This is a genomic window from Micromonospora sp. CA-248212 (assembly GCF_050948405.1).
Taxonomy (GTDB): Bacteria; Actinomycetota; Actinomycetes; order Mycobacteriales; family Micromonosporaceae; genus Micromonospora.
This window is the reverse complement of the sequence record NZ_CP192023.1, coordinates 6,544,235-6,564,066: the sequence shown is the minus strand read 5'-3', so window position 1 is coordinate 6,564,066 and position 19,832 is coordinate 6,544,235. Positions and strand designations below refer to the sequence as shown.

The 19,832-nt window shown below is 73.0% G+C and carries 16 protein-coding genes and 2 pseudogenes; 11 read left to right on the top strand and 7 right to left on the bottom strand.

What is annotated here, in order from left to right:
- Window positions 1-397: 397 nt before the first annotated feature.
- The 6 genes and pseudogenes from ACQP03_RS30900 to ACQP03_RS30875 form a co-directional block, all read left to right on the top strand.
- Window positions 398-2,065 (top strand): annotated as a pseudogene (locus ACQP03_RS30900) (hypothetical protein); the annotation flags it as partial.
- Window positions 2,066-2,088: 23 nt separating this feature from the next.
- The gene (locus ACQP03_RS30895) at window positions 2,089-3,063 is read left to right on the top strand and encodes an alpha/beta fold hydrolase (RefSeq protein WP_433459356.1); all 975 of its coding nucleotides are present in this window, start codon (window positions 2,089-2,091) and stop codon (window positions 3,061-3,063) included.
- A gap of 5 nt (window positions 3,064-3,068) precedes the next feature.
- The gene (locus ACQP03_RS30890) at window positions 3,069-3,908 is read left to right on the top strand and encodes a DUF3152 domain-containing protein (protein WP_357174301.1); all 840 of its coding nucleotides are present in this window, start codon (window positions 3,069-3,071) and stop codon (window positions 3,906-3,908) included.
- 65 nt (window positions 3,909-3,973) lie between these two features.
- Entirely contained in the window at window positions 3,974-4,807 is an 834-nt protein-coding gene (locus ACQP03_RS30885) for a DUF3152 domain-containing protein (protein WP_433459354.1), read from the top strand.
- A gap of 108 nt (window positions 4,808-4,915) precedes the next feature.
- Window positions 4,916-6,097 (top strand): adenylyltransferase/sulfurtransferase MoeZ, encoded by a 1,182-nt coding sequence (moeZ, locus tag ACQP03_RS30880; protein WP_396832410.1) that lies wholly within the window; start codon window positions 4,916-4,918, stop codon window positions 6,095-6,097.
- Window positions 6,098-6,203: 106 nt separating this feature from the next.
- Complete coding sequence (locus ACQP03_RS30875; RefSeq protein WP_357134165.1) at window positions 6,204-7,094, top strand: prenyltransferase/squalene oxidase repeat-containing protein; 891 nt, start codon at window positions 6,204-6,206, stop codon at window positions 7,092-7,094.
- Here ACQP03_RS30875 and ACQP03_RS30870 read toward each other — a convergent pair.
- Window positions 7,082-8,323, bottom strand: a complete 1,242-nt coding sequence (locus ACQP03_RS30870) for a glutamate-5-semialdehyde dehydrogenase (protein ID WP_357134140.1) — start codon at window positions 8,321-8,323, stop codon at window positions 7,082-7,084. The two genes, ACQP03_RS30875 and ACQP03_RS30870, sit on opposite strands and share 13 nt — an antisense overlap.
- Window positions 8,324-8,387: 64 nt before the next feature.
- Window positions 8,388-9,545 carry a glutamate 5-kinase gene (proB, locus tag ACQP03_RS30865; RefSeq protein ID WP_357134138.1) on the bottom strand — a complete coding sequence of 386 codons (1,158 nt, stop codon included), beginning with the start codon at window positions 9,543-9,545 and terminating at the stop codon, window positions 8,388-8,390.
- 13 nt (window positions 9,546-9,558) lie between these two features.
- Here proB and ACQP03_RS30860 point away from each other — a divergent pair, with 13 nt between their 5' ends.
- Genes ACQP03_RS30860 through ACQP03_RS30850 form a run of 3 tightly spaced genes read left to right on the top strand, consistent with a single transcriptional unit; the run spans window position 9,559 to window position 12,833 of the window.
- Complete coding sequence (locus ACQP03_RS30860; protein WP_357134136.1) at window positions 9,559-9,873, top strand: MGMT family protein; 315 nt, start codon at window positions 9,559-9,561, stop codon at window positions 9,871-9,873.
- Window positions 9,874-9,905: 32 nt separating this feature from the next.
- Window positions 9,906-11,300 (top strand): MFS transporter, encoded by a 1,395-nt coding sequence (locus ACQP03_RS30855; protein WP_357134134.1) that lies wholly within the window; start codon window positions 9,906-9,908, stop codon window positions 11,298-11,300.
- A gap of 27 nt (window positions 11,301-11,327) precedes the next feature.
- The gene (locus ACQP03_RS30850; RefSeq protein ID WP_357134132.1) at window positions 11,328-12,833 is read left to right on the top strand and encodes a pyridoxal phosphate-dependent decarboxylase family protein; all 1,506 of its coding nucleotides are present in this window, start codon (window positions 11,328-11,330) and stop codon (window positions 12,831-12,833) included.
- Window positions 12,834-12,881: 48 nt separating this feature from the next.
- Here the strand turns inward: ACQP03_RS30850 and ACQP03_RS30845 are convergent, their stop codons facing one another.
- The 4 genes and pseudogenes from ACQP03_RS30845 to ACQP03_RS30830 all read right to left on the bottom strand — a co-directional run bounded on the left by ACQP03_RS30845 (window position 12,882) and on the right by ACQP03_RS30830 (window position 16,592).
- Complete coding sequence (locus tag ACQP03_RS30845; protein WP_433459350.1) at window positions 12,882-14,090, bottom strand: hypothetical protein; 1,209 nt, start codon at window positions 14,088-14,090, stop codon at window positions 12,882-12,884.
- Window positions 14,083-14,633 (bottom strand): annotated as a pseudogene (locus ACQP03_RS30840) (SigE family RNA polymerase sigma factor). The gene ACQP03_RS30845 and the pseudogene ACQP03_RS30840 overlap by 8 nt, the downstream one beginning before the upstream one ends.
- 212 nt (window positions 14,634-14,845) lie before the next feature.
- Window positions 14,846-16,063 carry a hypothetical protein gene (locus ACQP03_RS30835; protein WP_433459348.1) on the bottom strand — a complete coding sequence of 406 codons (1,218 nt, stop codon included), beginning with the start codon at window positions 16,061-16,063 and terminating at the stop codon, window positions 14,846-14,848.
- Window positions 16,056-16,592 carry a SigE family RNA polymerase sigma factor gene (locus tag ACQP03_RS30830; RefSeq protein WP_357134126.1) on the bottom strand — a complete coding sequence of 179 codons (537 nt, stop codon included), beginning with the start codon at window positions 16,590-16,592 and terminating at the stop codon, window positions 16,056-16,058. Before ACQP03_RS30830 ends, ACQP03_RS30835 begins: the two co-directional genes overlap by 8 nt.
- A 178-nt stretch (window positions 16,593-16,770) precedes the next feature.
- Here ACQP03_RS30830 and ACQP03_RS30825 point away from each other — a divergent pair, with 178 nt between their 5' ends.
- Window positions 16,771-17,337 (top strand): NADH-quinone oxidoreductase subunit B, encoded by a 567-nt coding sequence (locus tag ACQP03_RS30825; protein ID WP_355053355.1) that lies wholly within the window; start codon window positions 16,771-16,773, stop codon window positions 17,335-17,337.
- A 56-nt stretch (window positions 17,338-17,393) separates the two neighbouring features.
- Here ACQP03_RS30825 and ACQP03_RS30820 read toward each other — a convergent pair whose 3' ends face one another.
- Entirely contained in the window at window positions 17,394-18,326 is a 933-nt protein-coding gene (locus ACQP03_RS30820; RefSeq protein ID WP_357174315.1) for a hypothetical protein, read from the bottom strand.
- Between the two features lie 188 nt (window positions 18,327-18,514).
- Between ACQP03_RS30820 and ACQP03_RS30815 the strand changes: the two genes are divergently transcribed.
- The gene (locus ACQP03_RS30815) at window positions 18,515-19,831 is read left to right on the top strand and encodes a DUF2252 domain-containing protein (RefSeq protein WP_357134122.1); all 1,317 of its coding nucleotides are present in this window, start codon (window positions 18,515-18,517) and stop codon (window positions 19,829-19,831) included.
- Window position 19,832 lies beyond the last annotated feature (1 nt).

The following is a 19,832-nucleotide window of genomic DNA, read 5'->3' as shown; positions in this document are numbered from 1 at the left end:
GCCGGCTGCCGAGCGTCCGTCGTGGGGCGGGGGTCCCGTGCCGACCAGCGGTCCGCCGGCTGCCGAGCGTCCGTCGTGGGGTGGCGGTTCCGTGCCGACCAGCGGTCCGCCGGCTGCCGAGCGTCCGTCCTGGGCCGGGGGTTCCGTGCCGACCAGCGCCGCTCAGGTGGAGCCGGCCAGCGGTCCGCCGGCTGCTGACCGTCCGTCCTGGGCCGGTCCGGCATCGGCCCTCCCGCCGCCGCGTCCCTCGTGGGCCGGCGAGTCGGACCCGGCTCCGACCAGCTTCGGGGCGTCCCGCCCGTCCTGGGCCGGTGCTCAGGCCTCCGACGGCACGCCCGCGCGCCCAACCTGGGCCGGCCCCGCGCCGGTGGACCCGCCAGCGCCGGTCGACCCGCCACCGGCGCCCGCCGGCCCACCGGCGACGGTGGTGGATGCGCCGTCGCAGAGCACGCCGTCACCGACGACGCCCGTCCGTCCGGCGGCCGAGCGTCCGTCCTGGGCAGGAAACTCGCCGACACCCGTGGCGAACGCGGCCGCCGAACGACCGGACTGGTCCGAGGGGCGCATCCCGGCGGCCTCGCCGGGCGATCGTCCGTCCTGGCCGGCCAGCCGGCCGGCGAGCCCCGCTCGTGGCAGCGACGCGGGCGAGGCGGCCCAGCCGGTCCGACCAACCGGGCCGTTCCGGCTTCGGCCGGCGAGCCCCGAGCCACCCGACCCATCGACCGTCGGGCCGGCCCCCACCGCCCCGACGGCAACCGGTCCGGCCGCGGCGACCGCCGGGTCGGGGCGACACGACCGGCCATCCGCGTCCGCCGCTTCCTACGCGGCCCGCCGATCCGCCCCGGAACCGGCGTCGCCGGCCGACGCCGCCGCCAGCGGTCGACGGCCCGACACGCCGGCGGTACTGCCGCAGCGCGTCCCCGCGCAACCGGACGTGCCCGTCGTGCCGGAGCCGCCAGCCGTGGAACCACCCGCCGAAACCCCCGAACTCGCGCGCATCGCCACCCACCTGCGCCGTGACGACGAGCCCGCTCCGTTGCGGGAACGTCCCGAGGGATTCGACGTCAACGCCATCCTGGACGCCGTCCGGGAGGTAGCCGGTGTCCGGGACGCGGCGCTGCGTCGTACCCCGGCGGGTGCGCACAGCCTCCGGCTGGACCTGGCCGACGGCGCGGATCCGGCCGAGGTGAGCCGACAGGTCGCCCGGCTGCTCCAGGAACGGATGGGCCTCGCCGCCGCACCGCAGAACGTGCCCGGCCTGCCCACCACGCCGCCCCCACCGGTACGCCGCCGCGCCGCCGAGACACGACCTGCCGAGCCCCGCTCGGGTGGCGCGAAACCCGCCAACACGCGATCCGCCGAGGCCCGTCCCGCCGAGCCACGCAACAACGGCGCGGAAGCGCGTATCGCCGAGGGCGGCGGCCCGGCGGCGGCCGCGCCGACGAGCCCCGAGCAGCGGACCGGCCCGGACGCCGCGCTCCGGCGGCGGACGGGCGCCCCGCACCGGGGCCGCGCCACGGTCGAGGAGCCCGGCTCGGTCTCGGGTGTGCCCGCCGGCGGAGCCACCGGCAGCCCGGCGACGCTCGGTACGTCGTACTCCGGTGGTCAGGTGACCACGACGGAGTCGGCGCCCTCCCGCCCGCTGGACACCGGCGGCGCGCCGGGGCCGCGCGTGGTCATCGACCACGTGCAGGTCAGCACCTTCGGCCTGGACGCCAATGTGGAGGTACGGCTGCTCGCCGGCGACGGCACCGCGGCCGGGTACGCGACCGGGCCGGCGGTGGACGGCTACGTGCTGCGGCTCTGCGCGGTGGCCGCCGCCGCGGCCGTCGACGAGCTGCTGCGCGGCACCGAGAACGCCGAGCGTGGCCGCTGCTTCGTCGAGCACGCGGCGGTGGTGCCGTTCGGCAACTGCGAGGTGGCCACCGTGGTGGTGCTGCTGGTCTGCGACGGCTGGGTCGAGCAGCTCGCCGGCTCGGCTCTGGTGGCCGGCGATCCGCGGCAGGCGGTGGTCCGAGCCACGCTGGCGGCGGTCAACCGCCGGCTGGAGGCACTACTCTCCTGAATGGTGCGAGGCAGACTGGAGGGATGAAGCGTGCCACCCTCTGGCCGGACCATCTCCTTGCCGACGCCGGTGTGCCGCCACCGTGGCCGGGCCGGGAGGTGCGCCTCGACGGCCAGGTCATGTACGTGCGGGACACCCCCGCGACGAGCGCGGACGCGGAGCCGGCGCTGTTCGTGCACGGGCTCGGCGGCTCGTCGCAGAACTGGACCGACCTGGCCGGGCTGCTCACCGACCGGTTGGACGGCCAGGCCATCGACCTGCCCGGGTTCGGTCGCAGCGAGCCGGGACGGCGCTACACGATTCCGGCCTTCGCCGACCTGGTCATCAGGTGGATCGAGCACTCCGGTCGGGGACCGGTGCACCTGTTCGGCAACTCGCTGGGCGGCGCGGTCTCGGTCCAGGTGGCGGGGCTGCGGCCGGACCTGGTCCGCACCCTCACCCTGATCTCTCCGGCGCTGCCGTTCCTGGATTTCCGACGGTCGTTGCAGGGCAGGATGCTGCCGGTGCTGGCCATTCCGGGGGGTGAGCGGCTGGTCGCCCGGCGGTTGACCCAGCTCGCCCCGGAGATCATGGCCGAGCAGGTGCTTGAGGCGTGTGTCGCCGATCTGAGCCGCATCTGTGTGCAGCGCCGGGAGGAGGCGTTGGAGGAGATCCGGGTGCGGTACGAGGCGGCGCACTACGCGGCCGCGTACGTCCGGACGTTCCGGGGTCTGGTCTCCAGCTTCCTGCGGGCGTACCTGCCGGGGTCCGGGTCGCTGTGGCGGCTCGCCGGGGCGGTCCGCGCGCCGACGCTCGTGGTGGCGGGTCGGCAGGACCGGCTGGTCGACGTCCGGGTCGCGCCGCAGACCGCACGGGCCATCCCGGACAGCCGCCTGTTGATGCTCGACGGGGTCGGCCACGTGGCGCAGCTCGAGGTGCCCCGGCTGGTCGCCCGCGCGGTGGTGGGTCTGCTCACCGAAAAGGGGGACGCCGTCCGGCCGTCCGATCTGGCAGGCTGACCGGAATGTTCAGGTCCGCTCACCGTCATCGACGCTTCGCGCTGATCGCCCAGTTGGTGGCGGTGGTGCTGGCGATCGGCGCGGCAGTGACCGTGGTCGCCGAGGAGCGGGGCGAGCCGTCCGACCGGCTGACCGCCGAGGAGGCCGCCGCCCCGCCGCTGGTGGCGAGGCCGCTGCCGGGGTCGGTGAGCCCGTCGCCGAGCGCCACGGTGGCGGCGTCGCCGAGCGCGTCGCCGGTGCTGCGGATGCCCGGAGCGGTCCCGAGCGCCGGGACGGGCCGCTTCGAACACGACGACCGCTCCGGCCCGGTCCTGGGCCGCGCGGGTGAGCTGCGTCGTTACCGGGTGGCGGTCGAGTCGGGCAGCGACGAGGACGTGGCCGCGTTCGCGCAGGCCGTCCAGGTGGCGCTCACCGGACCGGGCAGCTGGGTCGACAGCGGTCGGCTGCGGTTGCAGCAGGTGCCGGGGGACGCTCCCCGGGACTTCACCGTCTACCTGGCGACGGCCCGTACGGCGGGCCGGATGTGCGCCGCGGGTGGGGTGGACATCCGGATCGACGGGCGGCCGTACACCTCCTGCCGCGCGCCCGGTCAGGTGATCGTCAACCTGGACCGGTGGCGGTTGTCGGTGCCGCACTACGTCTCGGCGCGCGTGCCGCTGTCGGTGTACCGGACGTACGTGGTCAACCACGAGGTCGGTCACCAGCTCGGGCACCATCACGAGCGCTGCCCGGGCTCGGGGCGTCCGGCGCCGGTGATGATGCAGCAGACCCTCTTCCTCAACGGGTGCCGGGCCAATCCGTGGCCGTACGTCGACGGTCGGCGCTACGCCGGGCCGGCACTCTGAGACGTATTGCGGCAATAGCAGCCAAAAGCGGAGAATTGCCCGAATAATCTGGCAGGCTTGGCGTCATGACGCCGTCGTCCCCTTACGGCCCGCCCGAGCCGCCCGACCCGCTGGCAGGGTCGGCGTACGAGGGCGCGCGTCCCAGTCTCGTGCGAATGCGCCGTCGCCGACGGCGCACTCTGCTGCTCGGTGTGCTCGTCCTCGCCACCGCCGGCGCCATCGGCGTGACCGTGGCGGGTGGCGGTGAGCCGCCGGCCGACGCGCCGCCCATCCCGACACCGGGCGGCATGGGCGTGGGCGGCGGGGAGGCCCATCCGGCGCCCAGCGACTACCCGTCGGTCGGCGCGGGACGGTTCACCGCCGCCGACTCCGAAACCGCGGTGCACGGCGAGGACGGACCGCTGCGCCGGTACCGCGTCGTGGTCGAGCGCGACAGCGGCCAGGACGCCGGCACGTTCGCGGCGCGGGTCGACGAGGTGCTGGCCGACCCGCGCAGCTGGATCGCCTCCGGCGAGCTGCGCGTGCAGCGGGTCGCCGACGCCCGGGCCGCCGACTTCACCATCTACCTCGCCACCCCGGTCACGTCAGAGCGGATGTGCGCCGAGGGCGGCCTGTCCACCGAGCGCTACACGTCCTGCCGGCTACCCGGCCGGGTGATCATCAACCTGGCCCGCTGGCAGGAGGCGGTGCCCGACTACGGCGCACCGCTGGAGACGTACCGCACCTACGTGATCAACCACGAGGTCGGCCACGAGCTCGGTGCCGAGCACGAGGCGTGCCCCGGTCCGGGCGAGCCCGCCCCGGTGATGCAGCAGCAGACGTACGGGCTGGAGGGCTGCGTGGCCAACGCCTGGCCCTACCTCGACGGCCGTCGCTACGCCGGCGACGCCATCCCCTGAGTTATTCCCGCTCCCGCATCGCGGACCACGTGTCCTCCCTCATGGCCGAGCGGGGCCCCGGCGAGCAACAATGGCGCGGTTCACACCGCCGATCCCGGGGAGTCCACCGTGTCGTTGCCCCCGCTCGTCGAGCCCGCCGGCGAGCTGACCGTTGACGAGATCCGCCGCTACTCACGCCACCTGATCATCCCGGACGTCGGGGTGGCCGGTCAGAAGCGGCTGAAGAACGCCCGGGTGCTCTGTGTCGGCGCCGGTGGCCTCGGCTCGCCGGCCCTGTTGTACCTGGCCGCTGCCGGGGTCGGCACGCTCGGCATCATCGACTTCGACACCGTCGACGAGTCCAACCTCCAGCGCCAGGTCATCCACGGCGTGTCCGATGTCGGCCGCTCGAAGGCCGAGTCCGCCGCCGCGTCGATCCGCGAGATCAACCCGCTGGTCAACGTGGAGATCCACAACACCGCGTTGGACCGGGAGAACGTCCGCGAGATCTTCGCCCAGTACGACCTGATCGTCGACGGCACCGACAACTTCGCCACCCGTTACATGGTCAACGACGCCGCGGTGCTGCTCGGCAAGCCGTACGTCTGGGGTTCGATCTACCGGTTCGACGGGCAGGCGTCGGTGTTCTGGGCCGAGCACGGCCCCTGCTACCGCTGCCTCTACCCGGAGCCGCCGCCGCCCGGCATGGTCCCCTCCTGCGCCGAGGGTGGCGTGCTCGGCGTGCTCTGCGCGTCGATCGGGTCGATCCAGGTGAACGAGGCGATCAAGCTGCTCACCGGCATCGGCGAGCCGCTGGTGGGCCGGCTCATGGTCTACGACGCCCTGGAGATGGAGTACCGCAAAATCAAGGTTCGGAAGGACCCGAACTGCGTGCTCTGCGGCGAGAACCCGACCGTCACCGACCTGCTGGAAGACTACGAGGACTTCTGCGGCGCGGTCTCGGTCGAGGCCCAGGAGGCGACGCTCGACTCGACCATCACCGCCCTGGAGCTCAAGGAGTGGCAGGACGCCGGCAAGGACATCTTCCTCGTCGACGTGCGGGAGCCGGCCGAGTACGAGATCGTGCGGATTCCCGGCGCCACCCTGATCCCCAAGGGCGACATCATCTCCGGTGAGGCCCTCGCGAAGCTGCCGCAGGACAAGCAGATCGTGCTGCACTGCAAGTCCGGTGTGCGCTCCGCCGAGGCGCTGGCCGCGCTCAAGGCCGCCGGCTTCAAGGACGCCGTCCACGTGCAGGGCGGCGTGCTCTCCTGGATCAAGCAGATCGACCCGTCACTGCCCGCGTACTGACCGGTGGAGCCGGGACGGCCCTGTCGTCCCGGCTCCGACCCGTCGCGTCAATCGACGCAGATAGCTCCGACCAGACCCGCGCACCGAGCGACGCAGCCATTTCCGGCTGGCCGATTCCCCGAGGCGGGATCGTGTCTGCGCAGGTAGCGTCTCCGCCGTGGTCGACTTGGAAGCCGCGATCGGGTTCGTCGTGGCGCACGGGGACGCGGTGGAACGCGCCCGCCTCTCCTGGCTGCGCAACGGCACGCCCGCCCCGCCGGAGCTGCTGGACGCGGCCGAGGTCGGCCAGTCACCCGACGGCGGCTGGCCGGCGACCTGGGGCGGTGAGGTGGCCTCGGTCGACGCCACCTGTTTCCGGCTCGGCGAGCTGGACGACCTCGGTGCGCTGGGTCGTCCCGCCGCCCGCCGGGCGCTCGACTGGTTGGCGTCCCGGCAGCAGCCCGACGGCGGTTGGGACGAGGACCTCTCCCTGGCCGGCTCGGCGCCCGAGTGGGCCCGACCCGGTGACCCCGAGGCCAAACTCTTCCTCACCGCCAACGCCGGCTTCTGGCTCACCGTCGCCGGCCTGGACGCCCGCGCCTCAGGTCCGCTCGATCACCGGGTCGGTGGGGCGTACGCCGGTGTGGTGCAGGCCGCGGCGCAGTCGATCGTCGCGCGGCTGCGCCCGGACGGGACCTGGCCGTCGTTCCTCGCCGCCGGCTGGCTGAGCGCGGCAGTACTGCACCGCCAGGACATGTTCCAGGAGTCGGCGCGGATCCAGGTGGTGCTCGCCGAACGGATGGCCACGATGTCAGCGGGCGACGTGGCATGGCTGGCGGCCACGCTGCGCCGCGTCGGCATCGACTCCCACGACTGGGTCATGGTGCGCGCCCTGCGGCGGCTCGGCGAGACCCAGCGCAGCGACGGTGGGTGGGAGAGCGACGACGGTCACCAGTTCGACGTGCACTCCACGCTGTCCGCGATCCGGGCCTGCCGGCCGGGCGATCAGCGCACGTGACCGTCGCCGGTGACGACGTACTTGGTGCTGGTCAACTCGGGCAGGCCCATCGGCCCCCGGGCGTGCAGCTTCTGCGTGGAGATGCCGATCTCCGCGCCGAAGCCGAACTCGCCCCCGTCGGTGAACCGGGTCGACGCGTTCACCATCACCGCCGCCGCGTCCACCCGGGCGACGAACTCGCGGGCGGCGGTCGTCGAGTCGGTGATGATCGCCTCGGTGTGTCCGGTGCCGAAGCGGCGGATGTGCGCGACCGCCGCGTCCAGCGAGTCGACCACCGCCACCGAGATGTCGGCCGACAGGTACTCCGTGGCGTGGTCCTCCTCGGTGGCCGGGACGACGGCCGCCGAGTGGGCGACCACCTCGGGGGAGCCGTGCACGGTCACGCCGGCCTCAGCGAACGCGGCCAGCATCGGCGGTAGGAACGCGTCGGCGACGTCCACGTGCACCAGCAGCGACTCGGCGGTGTTGCAGGTGGACAGGCGCTGCGTCTTGGCGTTCAACGTCACCGCGACGGCCTTGCCCAGGTCGGCGGCGGCGTCGACGTAGACGTGGCAGTTGCCCACCCCGGTCTCGATCACCGGCACTGTCGACTCCTCGACCACGGTGCGGATCAGCGACGCGCCACCGCGCGGGATGAGCACGTCGACCAGCCCGCGAGCCCGCATCAGCTCCTTGACCGAGTCGCGCGAACTGGCGTCGAGCAACTGCACCGCGTCCGCCGGCAGACCGGCCCCGGCGACCGCGTCGCGCAGCACCGCTACCAGCGCGGCGTTCGAGTGCGCGGCCGACGACGACCCGCGCAGCAGCGCCGCGTTACCGGACTTGAGGCAGATCCCGGCGGCGTCCACCGTTACGTTGGGCCGCGCCTCGTAGATGATGCCGACCACCCCGAACGGCACCCGGATCTGGCGCAGTTCCAGCCCGTTGGGCAGGGTCGATCCGCGGACCACCTCGCCGACCGGGTCGGGCAGCGCGGCCATCTCACGCAGCGCTCCGGCGATGCCGGCCACCCGGCCCTCGTCGAGGGCGAGCCGGTCCAGCACGGCCGCGCTCAGCCCGGCTTCGCGCCCGGCCGCCAGGTCCGCCTCGTTGGCGGCGAGGATCTCCGGGGTACGCGTCACCAGCGCGTCGGCCATCGCGACCAGCGCGGCATCCTTGACGGTACGGGTGGCCACGGCCAGTTCGGCAGCGGCGTCCCGCGCCCGCTTCGCCTGCTCGACGACGCTCATCGGTCACTCCTCGCGTTAGGAAGGGCCCCTTGTACAACGCTAGGCGTTAACAAGGTGCCCTTGCTTACAGCAGTACGAGGTCGTCGCGGTGGACGACCTCCCGTTCGTACGCCGGGCCGAGCGCCGCGGCGAGTTCGGAGGTGGAACGGCCGAGTAGGCCGGGCAGCTCCACCGCGTCGTAGTTGACCAGGCCACGGGCTACCGGCGCACCGGCGTCGTCGACCAGGTCCACGGGGTCGCCAGCGGTGAAGGTGCCGTCCACGGCGGTGATGCCGGCCGGCAGGAGCGACTTGCGCCGCTCCACGACGGCGGCCACCGCGCCCGGGTCCAGGTGCAGGCGTCCCCGGGGCGAGGTGGCGTGGGCCAGCCAGAACAGCCGGGCCGTCGGCCGTTGCCGCTGCGGGTGGAACAGCGTGCCGACCGGCTCGCCGGCCAGCGCCGGGGCGGCCAGGTCGGCGGAGGTGAGCACCACGGGGATGCCGAAGCCGGTGGCGATCCGGGCCGCCTCGACCTTTGTCACCATGCCGCCGGTGCCGACTCCGGACCGGCCGGCGCCGCCGATGGAGATTCCGGCGAGGTCCTCCTCGTTACGGACCTCGGCGATCCGCACCGACTGTGGACGGGTCGGGTCGCCGGTCCAGAGCGCGTCCACGTCGGAGAGGAGCACCAGCAGGTCGGCGTGCACCAGGGCGGCCACCAGGGCGGCCAACCGGTCGTTGTCGCCGAACCGGATCTCCTCGGTGGCGACCGTGTCGTTCTCGTTGACGATCGGCACGGCCCGCAGGTCGAGGAGTTTGCGCAGGGTGCGGTACGCGTTGCGGTAGTGCGCCCGCCGGGTCACGTCGTCGACGGTGAGCAGCACCTGCCCGACGGTGCGGTCGTGCCGGGCGAAGCTGGCCGCGTACCTGCCGATCAGCAGGCCCTGGCCGACGCTGGCGGCGGCCTGCTGGGTGGCCAGGTCGCGCGGACGTCGGGTCAGACCGAGCGGGGCGAGGCCGGCGGCGATCGCGCCGGAGGAGACCAGCACGACCTCGCGTCCCTCGGCGCCGAGCCGACCCAGGGTGTCGACGAGCGCGTCGACCCGCTCGTCGGCGAGACCGCCGGTGGCGGTGGTCAACGAGGAGGACCCGATCTTGACGACGATCCGCCGAGCGGCCGTGACTGCGTCGCGCACCCGCCCATTCTGCGTGGTCACGCCCGCGTGGCCCGGTGGCGTTCCCATATGGTGGCGGATTGTGACTCCTGACGAGTACGTCGAGGCCGTGCTGGACCTCGTGGAGCGGATTCCCGAGGGCCGGGTGATGTCGTACGGCGCGGTCGCCGACGCGCTGGCCGAACGCTCGGGTCGCTCCTCCGCGCGCCTGGTGGGCGCCATCATGGCCCGGCACGGTGGCTCGGTGCCCTGGCATCGAGTGGTGACCGCGGGCGGCCGGTTGCCACCGGGGCACGAGCGCGAGGCGCGGGCCCGGCTGCGGGCCGAAGGGACGCCGTTGCGCGGCGCGGGGGTGGACATCGCGGCGGCGGGTTGGTCGCCCGGGGAGGGGATGTGACCCCCGCCATAACGTGAGTAACATTCGGCCCCATGAACCAGCCGCCGGGTGCTGCCGGCCTGCCCGCCACCGGACGGCTGCCCCGACCGGTGCACGTCGGATACGCGCTCGGCTCGCTGGCCACCGGCGCGTTCGGCACCGTGCCCGGCCTGCTGTTGCTGCCCTACCTGACCGACACGCTCGGCGTCGCCGCCGGGGTAGCCGCCCTGCTGGTGCTGCTGCCGAAGGCGTGGGACGTGCTGGTGAACCCGGTCGCCGGCCGGATCTCCGATCGCACCCGGTCACGCTGGGGCGCACGCCGCCCGTACCTGCTCGTCGCCGGTTTCGCGCTCGCCGCGCTCTTCGCGGCCATCTTCGCGGCGCCGTTCGACAAGGGGCCGGCCGCCGCGACGTACGTGGCGCTCGCCTTCCTGGCCACGGCCACCGCGTTCGCTTTCTTCCAGGTGCCGTACATGGCGATGCCCGCCGAGATGACCGACGACCACACCGAACGCACCCGGCTGATGACCTGGCGGATCGCTGTGCTGGCGCTGGCCATCCTGATCTCCGGCGCGGTCGCCCCGTTGGTGGTGACGGCCGGCGGCGACGGCGTGCCCGGACACCGCTGGATGGGCCTGTTCGTGGCGGCGCTCATCGGCGTCGGCGCGCTCGGCGCGTTTCTCGGCACCCGGTCCGCACCCGCTGGTGTGGTCGACGTCAGCGAACCGACGCTGCGTGCGCAGCTCGCCGTGGCCGGGGCCAACCGGCCGTTCCGGGCGCTGCTGATCTGCTTCGTGGTGCAGTCCGTGGGGGTGGCGACCATCCTCGCCGGGGTCAACTACTTCGCGGGGCAGATCCTGCGCGACGACCGGAACGGGCCGACGCTGCTCTTCGCCTGTTTCGTCGGGCCGGCGCTGCTGGTGATGCCGCTCTGGGCCCGGGTCGGCGCCCGGCTGGGCAAGCGGGCCGCCCTGGTCGTCGCCGGGCTGATCCTGGCCGCCGGGGCGTTCGCCCTGGTCGCCGCCCCGGTGCTGCCGTCGGTCGCCGTCTACCTGGTGGTCGCGGTGCTCGGCGTCGGGTACGCCGGGCAACAGGTGTTCGCGCTGGCCATGCTCCCCGACTGCATCGCGTACGAGACGGCACGCACCGGTCGACGGCAGGCGGGCGTCTTCACCGGCCTGTGGACCGCCGGGGAGACCTTCGGCCTGGCGCTCGGCCCCGGCATCTACGGCCTGGTGCTGCAGGTCTCCGGCTACGTCTCCTCCGACACCGGAACCGCCGCCGCCCAGTCCGACACGGCGAGGCTCGGCGTCCTGCTCGGCTTCACCCTGATCCCAGCCCTGCTGATAGCTCCCCCCATCCTCCTGCTCCGCCACTACACCCTCCCCACCCCTGCCCCCACCCTCGGGGTCGATCATGAAGTTGTGGTGGGAGACAAAAGCCGTTAGCCGTTACTAGAAGGGCACCATGACTCCATGATCGACGAGAACACGCTCGGGGCGGGCGCGTTGTCCCGCGACGGGGTCAGCGCGGAACAGGCGCTGGACGAGGTTCGGCGGCTGCGCGCCGGTGACCGGCCCACCCACGGTGGACGGCTGTTCGCCTACGTCTACGACCCGGCGGTGCCGGGACTCGACGACCTCACCGCCGCCGCGCACTCCGAGAGCGCCCACGTCAACGGTCTCGACCCGACCGCGTTCCCGTCCCTGCTGGCCATGGAGAACGCGCTCGTCGGCGCGGCCGGCCGGGTGCTCGGCGGCGGCCCGGGGACGACCGCGCCGGACGTGGTCGGCAGCGTCACCAGCGGCGGCACCGAGTCGCTGATCCTCGCCGTCAAGGCGGCCCGGGACGCGCACCCGGAGATCGCCGCGCCCCGGATCGTGGTGCCGTCGACCGCGCATGCCGCGTTCGCGAAGGCGGCGCACTATCTGCGGGTGGCGCTGGACGTGGTGCCGGTCTCGCCGGACACGCTGCGTCCCGAACCCGCCGCGATGGCCGCCGCGATCGGGCCGGACACGGTACTTGTCGCCTGCTCCGCGCCCTCGTACGCGCACGGGGTGGTGGACCCGGTCGCCGAGATCGCCGCCGTCGCCGCCGAGGCCGGAGTGCGCTGCCACGTCGACGCCTGCTTCGGTGGCTGGTCCCTGCCGTACCTGCGTCGCCTCGGCGAGCCGGTGCCGGCGTTCGACTTCACGGTTCCCGGCGTCACGTCCATCTCGGTCGACCTGCACAAGTACGCGTACGCGCCGAAGGGCGTGTCGGTGCTGCTGCACCGGGACGCCACCGGACGCGCGCCGCAGTACTTCGCGTACGCCGACTGGCCCGGCTACACGATGATCAACCCGGTGATCGCCTCGACCCGCTCGGGCGGGCCGATCGCCGCCGCGTACGCCACCCTGCGACACCTCGGCGACGCCGGCTACCTGCGGTTGGCCGCCACCACCCGGGACGCGGTCGCTGCCCTGGCCGACGCGGTCCGCGCCGTCGACGGGCTACGGCTGATGGCCGAGCCGGAGTCCACGGTGGTCTGCTTCACCGCCACCGAGGGCGGCCCCGACCTGTTCGTCCTGGTCGACGAGTTGACCGCCCGTGGCTGGCACACCCAGCCCCAGCTGTCGTACGTCGATCTGCCGGCCAGTGTGCACCTCACGGTGACCGCCTCGGTCGCGCCCCGGGTGGCCGAGTTCGGCCCGGATCTGGCCGCCGCGGTGGCGGCGACCCAGGCGAGCGGCCCGGTGCGGCTGCCCGCCGAGGTGGCTTCCCTGGTCGGCGTCCTCACCCCCGAGGCGCTGACGCCGGAGGTGGTGGCCGGCCTGGCGGCCGGGCTGGGCCTGGGCGGCGGCGACAGTTCCGGTCCGCTGCCGGATCGGATGGCGGTCGTGAACACGCTGCTCGACGCCGCCCCGTCGGCGCTGCGCGAGAGGTTGCTGGTCGAGTTCGTGGGCCTCCTGCAACGCCCCGACTGGAGTTCGGGCGAGTGAACCCCGGTGCCCCACCCCGACGGGATGGGGCACCGGACATCCTCCTCGTCAGAACACGCCGGGGAGTTGCACCTTGTTGTCCTTCTCGTTGCGGTCGCGCCACTGCCGGTCCTGCGCGTCGTAGTGGGTCACGAAGAAGAACCGGGTGGTCGCATCGGTGCCCGAGCGGCTCGGCACCCGCTGGACGAACGTGTAGCGTCGCGACTCGCCGGCCGGCACCCCCGGCACCAGACACGTCCGGTGGTCGTCGGCCGCCGCGGCCGCCGGGTCACACCTGGACCAGTCACCTGTCGTCGGCGCACCCACGTCGAGGCCCCTGAACTGGACCTGGGCCGCGTCGACCGATCCCGCGTTGGTGACGGTGAGGACGATGGTCAGCTCGCGACCACCGGTGACGTTTACCAGTGTGTGCGTCATGGACAGGCGCAGGTCGGTGAGCCGGGGATCCTTCCCGAACTTCGTGGGGACGCCTGTCTGCACGAACCGGCCACCCTTGAACCGGTAGGTACGCGTCTGTTCCTGCTTCCAGTACGTCGGGGTGTCGCAGCACGGCTGCAGGTCGGCCACCCGCACGTCGACCGTGCCGGCCGCGGTGAGGGTCACCCCGAGGATGTCCTCGACACCGTCGGTGGTCCGGACGACCCGGCCGAGCGTCACGATGCGCCCGTCGTCATCCCGGTCGAAGGCGACGACCTGCTTCGCCAACGCCTCCCCGTACCGGCAGGCGACGACGGCAACCGTCTCCTGAGCGCCGTCACCGTCCAGGTCGGCGTGGTCCACGGACAGGTCGGTGAGCAACGGGACGAAGCTCTTGTTCGAGGTGGTCGCCAGCCGCACGTTCGTCGTGATGCAGGTGGACGGCGCGGTCTGCGGCCACGTCGGCAGGTCGACACGGGCGGCGAGCAACTGGGCCCGGCTGATCCGGCCGTCCGGGGCGCCCGGGTCGGCAGTGGGTGTGGAATCTGGTGATTGGCTGACCGACGGTGTGGGTGGTGGCGGGGTCGTCGTCGGCGGGGGTGTCGGGTCGACGGACTCCGCCGGTACCGGTGGCGTCCGGTCGCCCTTCAGCGCGGCGTTGGCGACGACCGGCGCCAACACCAGCACGACCGCAGCCGCCGCGACCGCCACGACCCTCGTCCGCCGGCGACGGCGCAGGGTACGTCGGGCCTGGTCGGGACCGGGGCCGACGGCCCGGGCGGTGACGTCCGCACGGTACGCGGTCAACCGTTCGCGCAGCCGCGGGTCGAGATCAGACATCGGACACCCCCTCGGTGTTCTCGTCCAGCAGTCCGGCCAGGGCGGTCCGGCCCCGGTGCAGCCAGGACTTCACGGTGCCCTCGGCCACTCCTTCCTGCAGGGCGATCTGACTGACCGACAGGTCGGCCAGGTAGTGCAGGATGACGGCCGTCGATGGTTGGGCGGCAGTTGCGTGAGCGCCGCGTCGATGGCCACCCGATCCGGCGTGGGGCCGTCCACCTCGGCTTCGACGCGTCGCTGCCGCAGGAGGTGGTTGCGTGCCGTGCGGAGCCGACGCCAGCGGCTGCGGGCCAGGTTCCAGGCGACCCGGCGGACCCAGGCCACCGGATCGTCGTAGCGGACCAGGCGGTCCCAGCGTGCCAGCGCCCGGCAGAACGCCTCCTGGGCGAGGTCCTGCGCGTGGCCCAGATCCCCGGTGTACGCACACAGTTGGGCCGTGACGCTCCGGAAGTGCGCGTGGTAGAAGTCGTCGAAGGCGATCGCCGCCGCGTTCGACCCTCCGGACGTCAGCACCGCCGGCGGTTCGTTGGCGCGGGCCCCCATCGTTGCTGTCACTGCCCCTCCCCGTTTGCCCGCTGGGCCGGTGCCCCTGGGCGCCGGTAACACTCCGCCGCGAGGCACCTGGTTGCGGTCCGCCCAGCCGCGAATCCGACAGTCGACGAGCGGGCCGCGGCGGACGGGCAGGCCGACGACGGCCGCGCTCGGGTGAGCGCGGCCGCCTCGTCCAGTCGATCCGTGTCCGTGTCCGGGAAGGGTCAGCGATAGCCGAAGGTCGACTCGTTGTCATCGCTGTTGTTGTCCAGCCACGGGTCCATGTCCGGGTCCCGGGACCAGGTCCAGAGTGTCGCTTTTCCCGGGGCCAGGCTGGTACCGGCGGCGACCCGCAGTTCCAGGGTCCGCCGCATCTCGCCGTGCGCAGGCACGGCGCTTATCTGGCAGGACACCAGCACGGTGCTCCCCGTCCCGATGTCGCAGCCCGACCAGCCGTCCCCGACGGGCCGCAGCGCCTTCGGCAGCTCGATGGTGAAGAGCACCCCGGGCGGCGTCCGATCCGCGTCGTTGCGGATCCGCACGGTGACCGTGCCCGATCGGGAGTCGTCCGCCGCAGGGGTCAACACCAGGTCGGTGGCGGTGATCGACAGGTCGGCCGATCGCGGGTTGGGGCCGAAGGTGCTCGGCCCGGACACCTGGTCGAACGCGTCACCGGTCCAGCGGTAGCCGCGCCACTGCCGTTGGGAGTTCTTCATCGGCCAGCCGCCGCCGGGCGCGACGTCGAGCACCTCGACCCGAACCTCGCCGTCGTCGCGTACGTCCAGGGCGGTCACCCAACCCGGCGTGGGCGAAGCGGTGCCGGCCACGCGGCCGAGGGTGACGACCCGGCCGGACGCGTCCCGATCGAAGGCGACCACCTGGAACGGCCCGCGGGTGCCGAACAGGCAGCGCACGAGGGCGACCGTCTCCGTCGCCCCGTCGCCGTCCAGGTCGCCGTAGTCGAGCGCGACCAGCTCGTTGACGCCTTCGCGGGCCGGTTCGGCACCCAGCCGCACCCGCCCAGTGGGGCATTCCGCCGGGGTGGTCCAGGCGGGCAGCGACACCGTCGCGGCGAGCAACTGGGCCCGGCCGATGCGGCCGTTCGGGGCGGCGACGGTCGGGCTGGCGCCGCCGTTCGACGCCGTGGCAGACGGGCTCGCCGTCGCACTGGCGGTCGCGGTCGCCGACGGGCTGGCGGACGGCGCGGACGTGGGATCCACGGGCCCCGGCTCGCGATCGGGGCCGTTCATCGTCGCGTACCCGACGGCGGCCCCGCCGAACAGCGCGAGCACCGTCGCGGTGGTGGTGGCGAACCGGCGACGGCCGCGGCCTCGCGCCGTCCGCCGCACGGCGGCCGGCCCGGGCACCTCGACCTCCTCCAGCACGGTACGGCGGTAGTGGGCGAACTCTTCGGCGAGGTCGAGGATCTCCTGATCAGACATCTCGCACCTCCTCGGTGGTGTCGCGCAGGTGCGTCGCGAGGGCCGCCCGTCCCCGGTGCAGCCAGGACTTGACGGTTCCCTCGGCGACCCGTTCCTGGGCGGCGATCTCGGCGACCGTCAGGTCGGCGAGGTAGTGCAGTACGACAGCCCGGCGCTGCTTCGGCGGCAACTTGGCCAAGGCGGTGTCGAGGGCGACCCGGTCCGGGCTCGGCTCGGCGACGTGTGTCTCCCGTTGCCGCAGCAGCCAGGCCTGCGCGGTCCGCAGCCGCCGCCAGCGGTTGTGGCCGAGGTTCCAGGCGACCCGGCGTACCCAGGCCAGCGGATCGTCGTACCGGGCGAGCCGACCCCAGTGGGCGTACGCCCGGCAGAACGCCTCCTGAACCAGGTCCTGCGCCTGCCCACGGTCACCCGTGTACGCGGTGAGCTGCACCACCAGCGAGCGGAAGTGAGCGTGGTAGAAGTCGTCGAAGACCAGTTCGGCGGTCGCGGGGAGAGGACTTCCCGGCGGGTCGGGGGGCGGTCCGCCCACCCGTACTTCTCCTGTCACAAGCACTCGTCCTCCCCGTGGTGGCCGCAGGCGGCGTGTTCGCCAGCACCGGTCACACACTCTGCTGCGCCCGCCGGTTGCGGTCGGACCCGGTGGGGTTGCCTGTCCGGTCCGTGACAGCCGGCTGTGATTCACTGTGGGGTGAGGAGAGGGGACGTCCGTGCAGCTACCGGCAGTGCTCGGTGAGCCGATCCGGTTCGTGCTGAACTGGGGGCGCCGCTACTCGCTCTGGGTGTTCAACTTCGGCCTGGCCTGCTGTGCGATCGAGTTCATCGCCACCAGCATGGGCCGGCACGACTTCATCCGGCTCGGCGTGATCCCGTTCGCCCACGGCCCCCGACAGGCCGACCTCATGGTGGTCTCCGGCACGGTGACCGACAAGATGGCCCCGGCCATCAAGCGGCTCTACGACCAGATGCCCGAGCCGAAGTACGTCATCTCGTTCGGCGCGTGCTCGAACTGCGGTGGCCCCTACTGGGACTCGTACTCGGTGACCAAGGGCGTCGACCAGCTCATCCCGGTCGACGTCTACGTGCCCGGCTGCCCGCCCCGCCCGGAGGCGCTGCTGCACGGCATCCTGCGCCTTCAGGAGAAGATCGCCGCCGAGCAGTCCGGGATCGGCGGAGTGCCGCAGCGGGACCTGCTCGCCGCGCCCGCCGAGGCCAGCGCCCCACGCTCGGTCGACTCCCTCACCGCCCCACCCGTACGCCCACCCGACGCGGGCTGACGAACGCCGGGGCCGCCGCCCGGACGAGTCCGAGCGACGGCCCTGCCGTGTGGTGATCAGCTGGTGGCCGCGATGGCCAGCGTGGTCTGGGCGGTGTTGTCGCTGGGGTCGGCGTCCGGGCCCGACGGGAACCAGTTGGTCGTCAACGCCAGGGTGATGACGTCCTGAGCGTCGGCCGGGTCGGTCGGCGGGGTGATCACCAATCCGAAGCTACGCACCTCGCCGGGCATCATCCGTTGCCCCGGTACCCAGGAATGGTCCGTCAGGACCGGCCCTTCCGACGGGATGGTGTATTCGATGCGCGACCCGGCGGGCAGCGGACTGGCCTTGATGTCGAGGCCGACGTGCGGCGCGTCCCCCTTGTACCGCACGGTCACCGGCAGGTAGAGGCGGCCGGTGCCCTCCGGGTCGAGGGTCACCGGGCCCACCGAGTCGATGGCGGCGTCCGGCTGGGCGTCCTGGACGTACGGCCGGGGGCGGATCAGCGACCCGGTCGTGGACCGGAACAGCGCGGTGAGCGACCTCTCCGCGATCAGGCCACCGTTGATCGAGGAGACCGCGATCCGGCCTCCGGTCATGCTCATCGGGTACGCCCGCGGGGTGGTCAGCACGTGGAAGTCCAGCGTGACCGTGCGGCTCTCGCCCGGGGCGAGGTAGGCCCAGTTGTTCGAGAGGGAGCAGTCGAACAGCCGCCGGTTCTCCTCCATCGCGCCGAACCAGTCGCAGCGGCTGTCCGTGTCCTGGAACGCGCCCGGGACCGGCTCGCGCAGCGTCAGGTAGAAGTAGTCGGTCTCGCTGCCGGTGTTGGTGACGGTCACCGGGAGGCTGTCCAGGTAGCCCCGCTCGGTCGGCTCCAGGATCAGTCTGCCCACCGACACGGTGCCGCCGGCGGCGTCCGCCGGTGCCGCGGCGGCCGGTCCGGCCCCACCGATCGTGGCGGTCAGGCCGAGCAGTGCGGCGGTGAGCAGGGTCCCCGTTTTGCGGAACATGTGTGTCCGGTCCTCCGTGGTCGACGCCCGGCGAGGGACCTGCTGCCGCCCATGGCAGCAGCGATCGGCCGACGTGACCGTGGTGTCCGGGCCCCCGCGCGTGACGCAGACAGCATGATCGATGGGTTCCTGTTCCGCCACCCCGTTCTGCCAGCCCGTGGTGGACCCGGCCGGCTAGCCTGCGGACCATGACCAGCTCAGGGGACCGGCGCTCGGACCACATCACCGAGGTGCTCAGCGCGGAGTTCGGCGCGTCGATGGCGATCGATCCGGCGGCCTTCCGGCGCAAGTTCCGCAAGATGGCCGCGTCGCCGTTCGCCTTCTACCGGGGCAGCGCCGCGCTGTTCTACGCCGACCAGCGCGGTGACTTCGCCGACGACCGTTTCCTCGACGAGCGGACCGGCCGGGTGTGGATCCACGGCGACCTGCACGCGGAGAACTTCGGCACGTACATGAACGCGTCCGGGCAACTGGTGTTCAACGTCAACGACTTCGACGAGGCGTACGTCGGCCCGTTCACCTGGGACCTGCGGCGGTTCGTGGCCAGCGTGGCGCTGCTCGGCTACAGCAAGGCCCTCTCCGACACGGTGATCGACGAGCTGGTGACCGGCTTCGCCCGCGCCTACCTGACCGAGTTGCGGGCCATCGCCGCCGGCGGGGACGACGCCATCGGGTCGATCACCCTGGACAACGCCGACGGGGTGCTGCGTCGGGTGCTCCAACAGGCCCGCCTCAACACGAGGGTCGACCTGCTCGCCGCGCAGACCACCGTCGACAACTACGAGCGGCGGTTCTCCGTCACCGACGGCGTCTTCGAGGTCGACGCCACGACCCGGGACCGGGTGCTCGCCGCCTTCGAGGACTACCTGGAGACCCTGCCCGCGGCCACCGCCCGGCTGCGTCCAGGGGCCGCCCGGATCAAGGACGTGGTGCTGCGCAAGGGCGTGGGCATCGGCTCGGCCGGGCTGCCGTCGTACAACCTGCTGCTGGAGGGGCACACGCAGGCGCTGGAGAACGACGTGCTGATCTACATGAAGCAGGCGCAGGTCCCGGCGGTGGCCCGCTACAGCACCGACGAGTCGGTGGCCGGCTACTTCCGGCACCAGGGCCACCGGACCGCCGAGTCGCAGCGAGCGTTGCAGGCGCACGCCGACCCGTGGCTGGGCTACACCGAGCTGGACGGGGCGGGTCAACTGGTCGCCGAGGTCTCCCCGTACGCCGGCGATCTGGACTGGGCCGACGTGAACGAGCCGGACGAGCTGACCGGGGTGCTGGCCGACCTCGGCCGGGCGGTGGCCCGGATGCACTCGGTCGCCGACGACGAGTCCAGCCACGACCTCGTGGACTACTCCACCGAGGAGGCGATCGTCGCTGCCGTGGACGCCGACGAGTCGGGGTTCGTCACCCATCTGGTGGACTTCGCGCACGCGTACGGGGTGCGCGCCCGGCAGGACCACCAACTCTTCGTGGACCTGTTCCGCAACGGCCGGCTACCGGGGATCTGAC

Bases quoted from the DNA above. Each gene is read 5' to 3' on its own strand.
- ACQP03_RS30870 (WP_357134140.1), bottom strand. From the start codon at position 8,323: ATGAGCGTCGTCGAGCAGGCGAAGCGGGCGCGGGACGCCGCTGCCGAA.
- ACQP03_RS30815 (WP_357134122.1), top strand. From the start codon at position 18,515: ATGACCAGCTCAGGGGACCGGCGCTCGGACCACATCACCGAGGTGCTC.
- ACQP03_RS30845 (WP_433459350.1), bottom strand. From the start codon at position 14,090: ATGTCTGATCTCGACCCGCGGCTGCGCGAACGGTTGACCGCGTACCGT.
- proB (WP_357134138.1), bottom strand. From the start codon at position 9,545: ATGGGAACGCCACCGGGCCACGCGGGCGTGACCACGCAGAATGGGCGG.
- ACQP03_RS30835 (WP_433459348.1), bottom strand. From the start codon at position 16,063: ATGTCTGATCAGGAGATCCTCGACCTCGCCGAAGAGTTCGCCCACTAC.
- ACQP03_RS30850 (WP_357134132.1), top strand. From the start codon at position 11,328: ATGATCGACGAGAACACGCTCGGGGCGGGCGCGTTGTCCCGCGACGGG.
- ACQP03_RS30820 (WP_357174315.1), bottom strand. From the start codon at position 18,326: ATGTTCCGCAAAACGGGGACCCTGCTCACCGCCGCACTGCTCGGCCTG.
- ACQP03_RS30855 (WP_357134134.1), top strand. From the start codon at position 9,906: ATGAACCAGCCGCCGGGTGCTGCCGGCCTGCCCGCCACCGGACGGCTG.
- ACQP03_RS30895 (WP_433459356.1), top strand. From the start codon at position 2,089: ATGAAGCGTGCCACCCTCTGGCCGGACCATCTCCTTGCCGACGCCGGT.
- ACQP03_RS30890 (WP_357174301.1), top strand. From the start codon at position 3,069: ATGTTCAGGTCCGCTCACCGTCATCGACGCTTCGCGCTGATCGCCCAG.
- ACQP03_RS30885 (WP_433459354.1), top strand. From the start codon at position 3,974: ATGACGCCGTCGTCCCCTTACGGCCCGCCCGAGCCGCCCGACCCGCTG.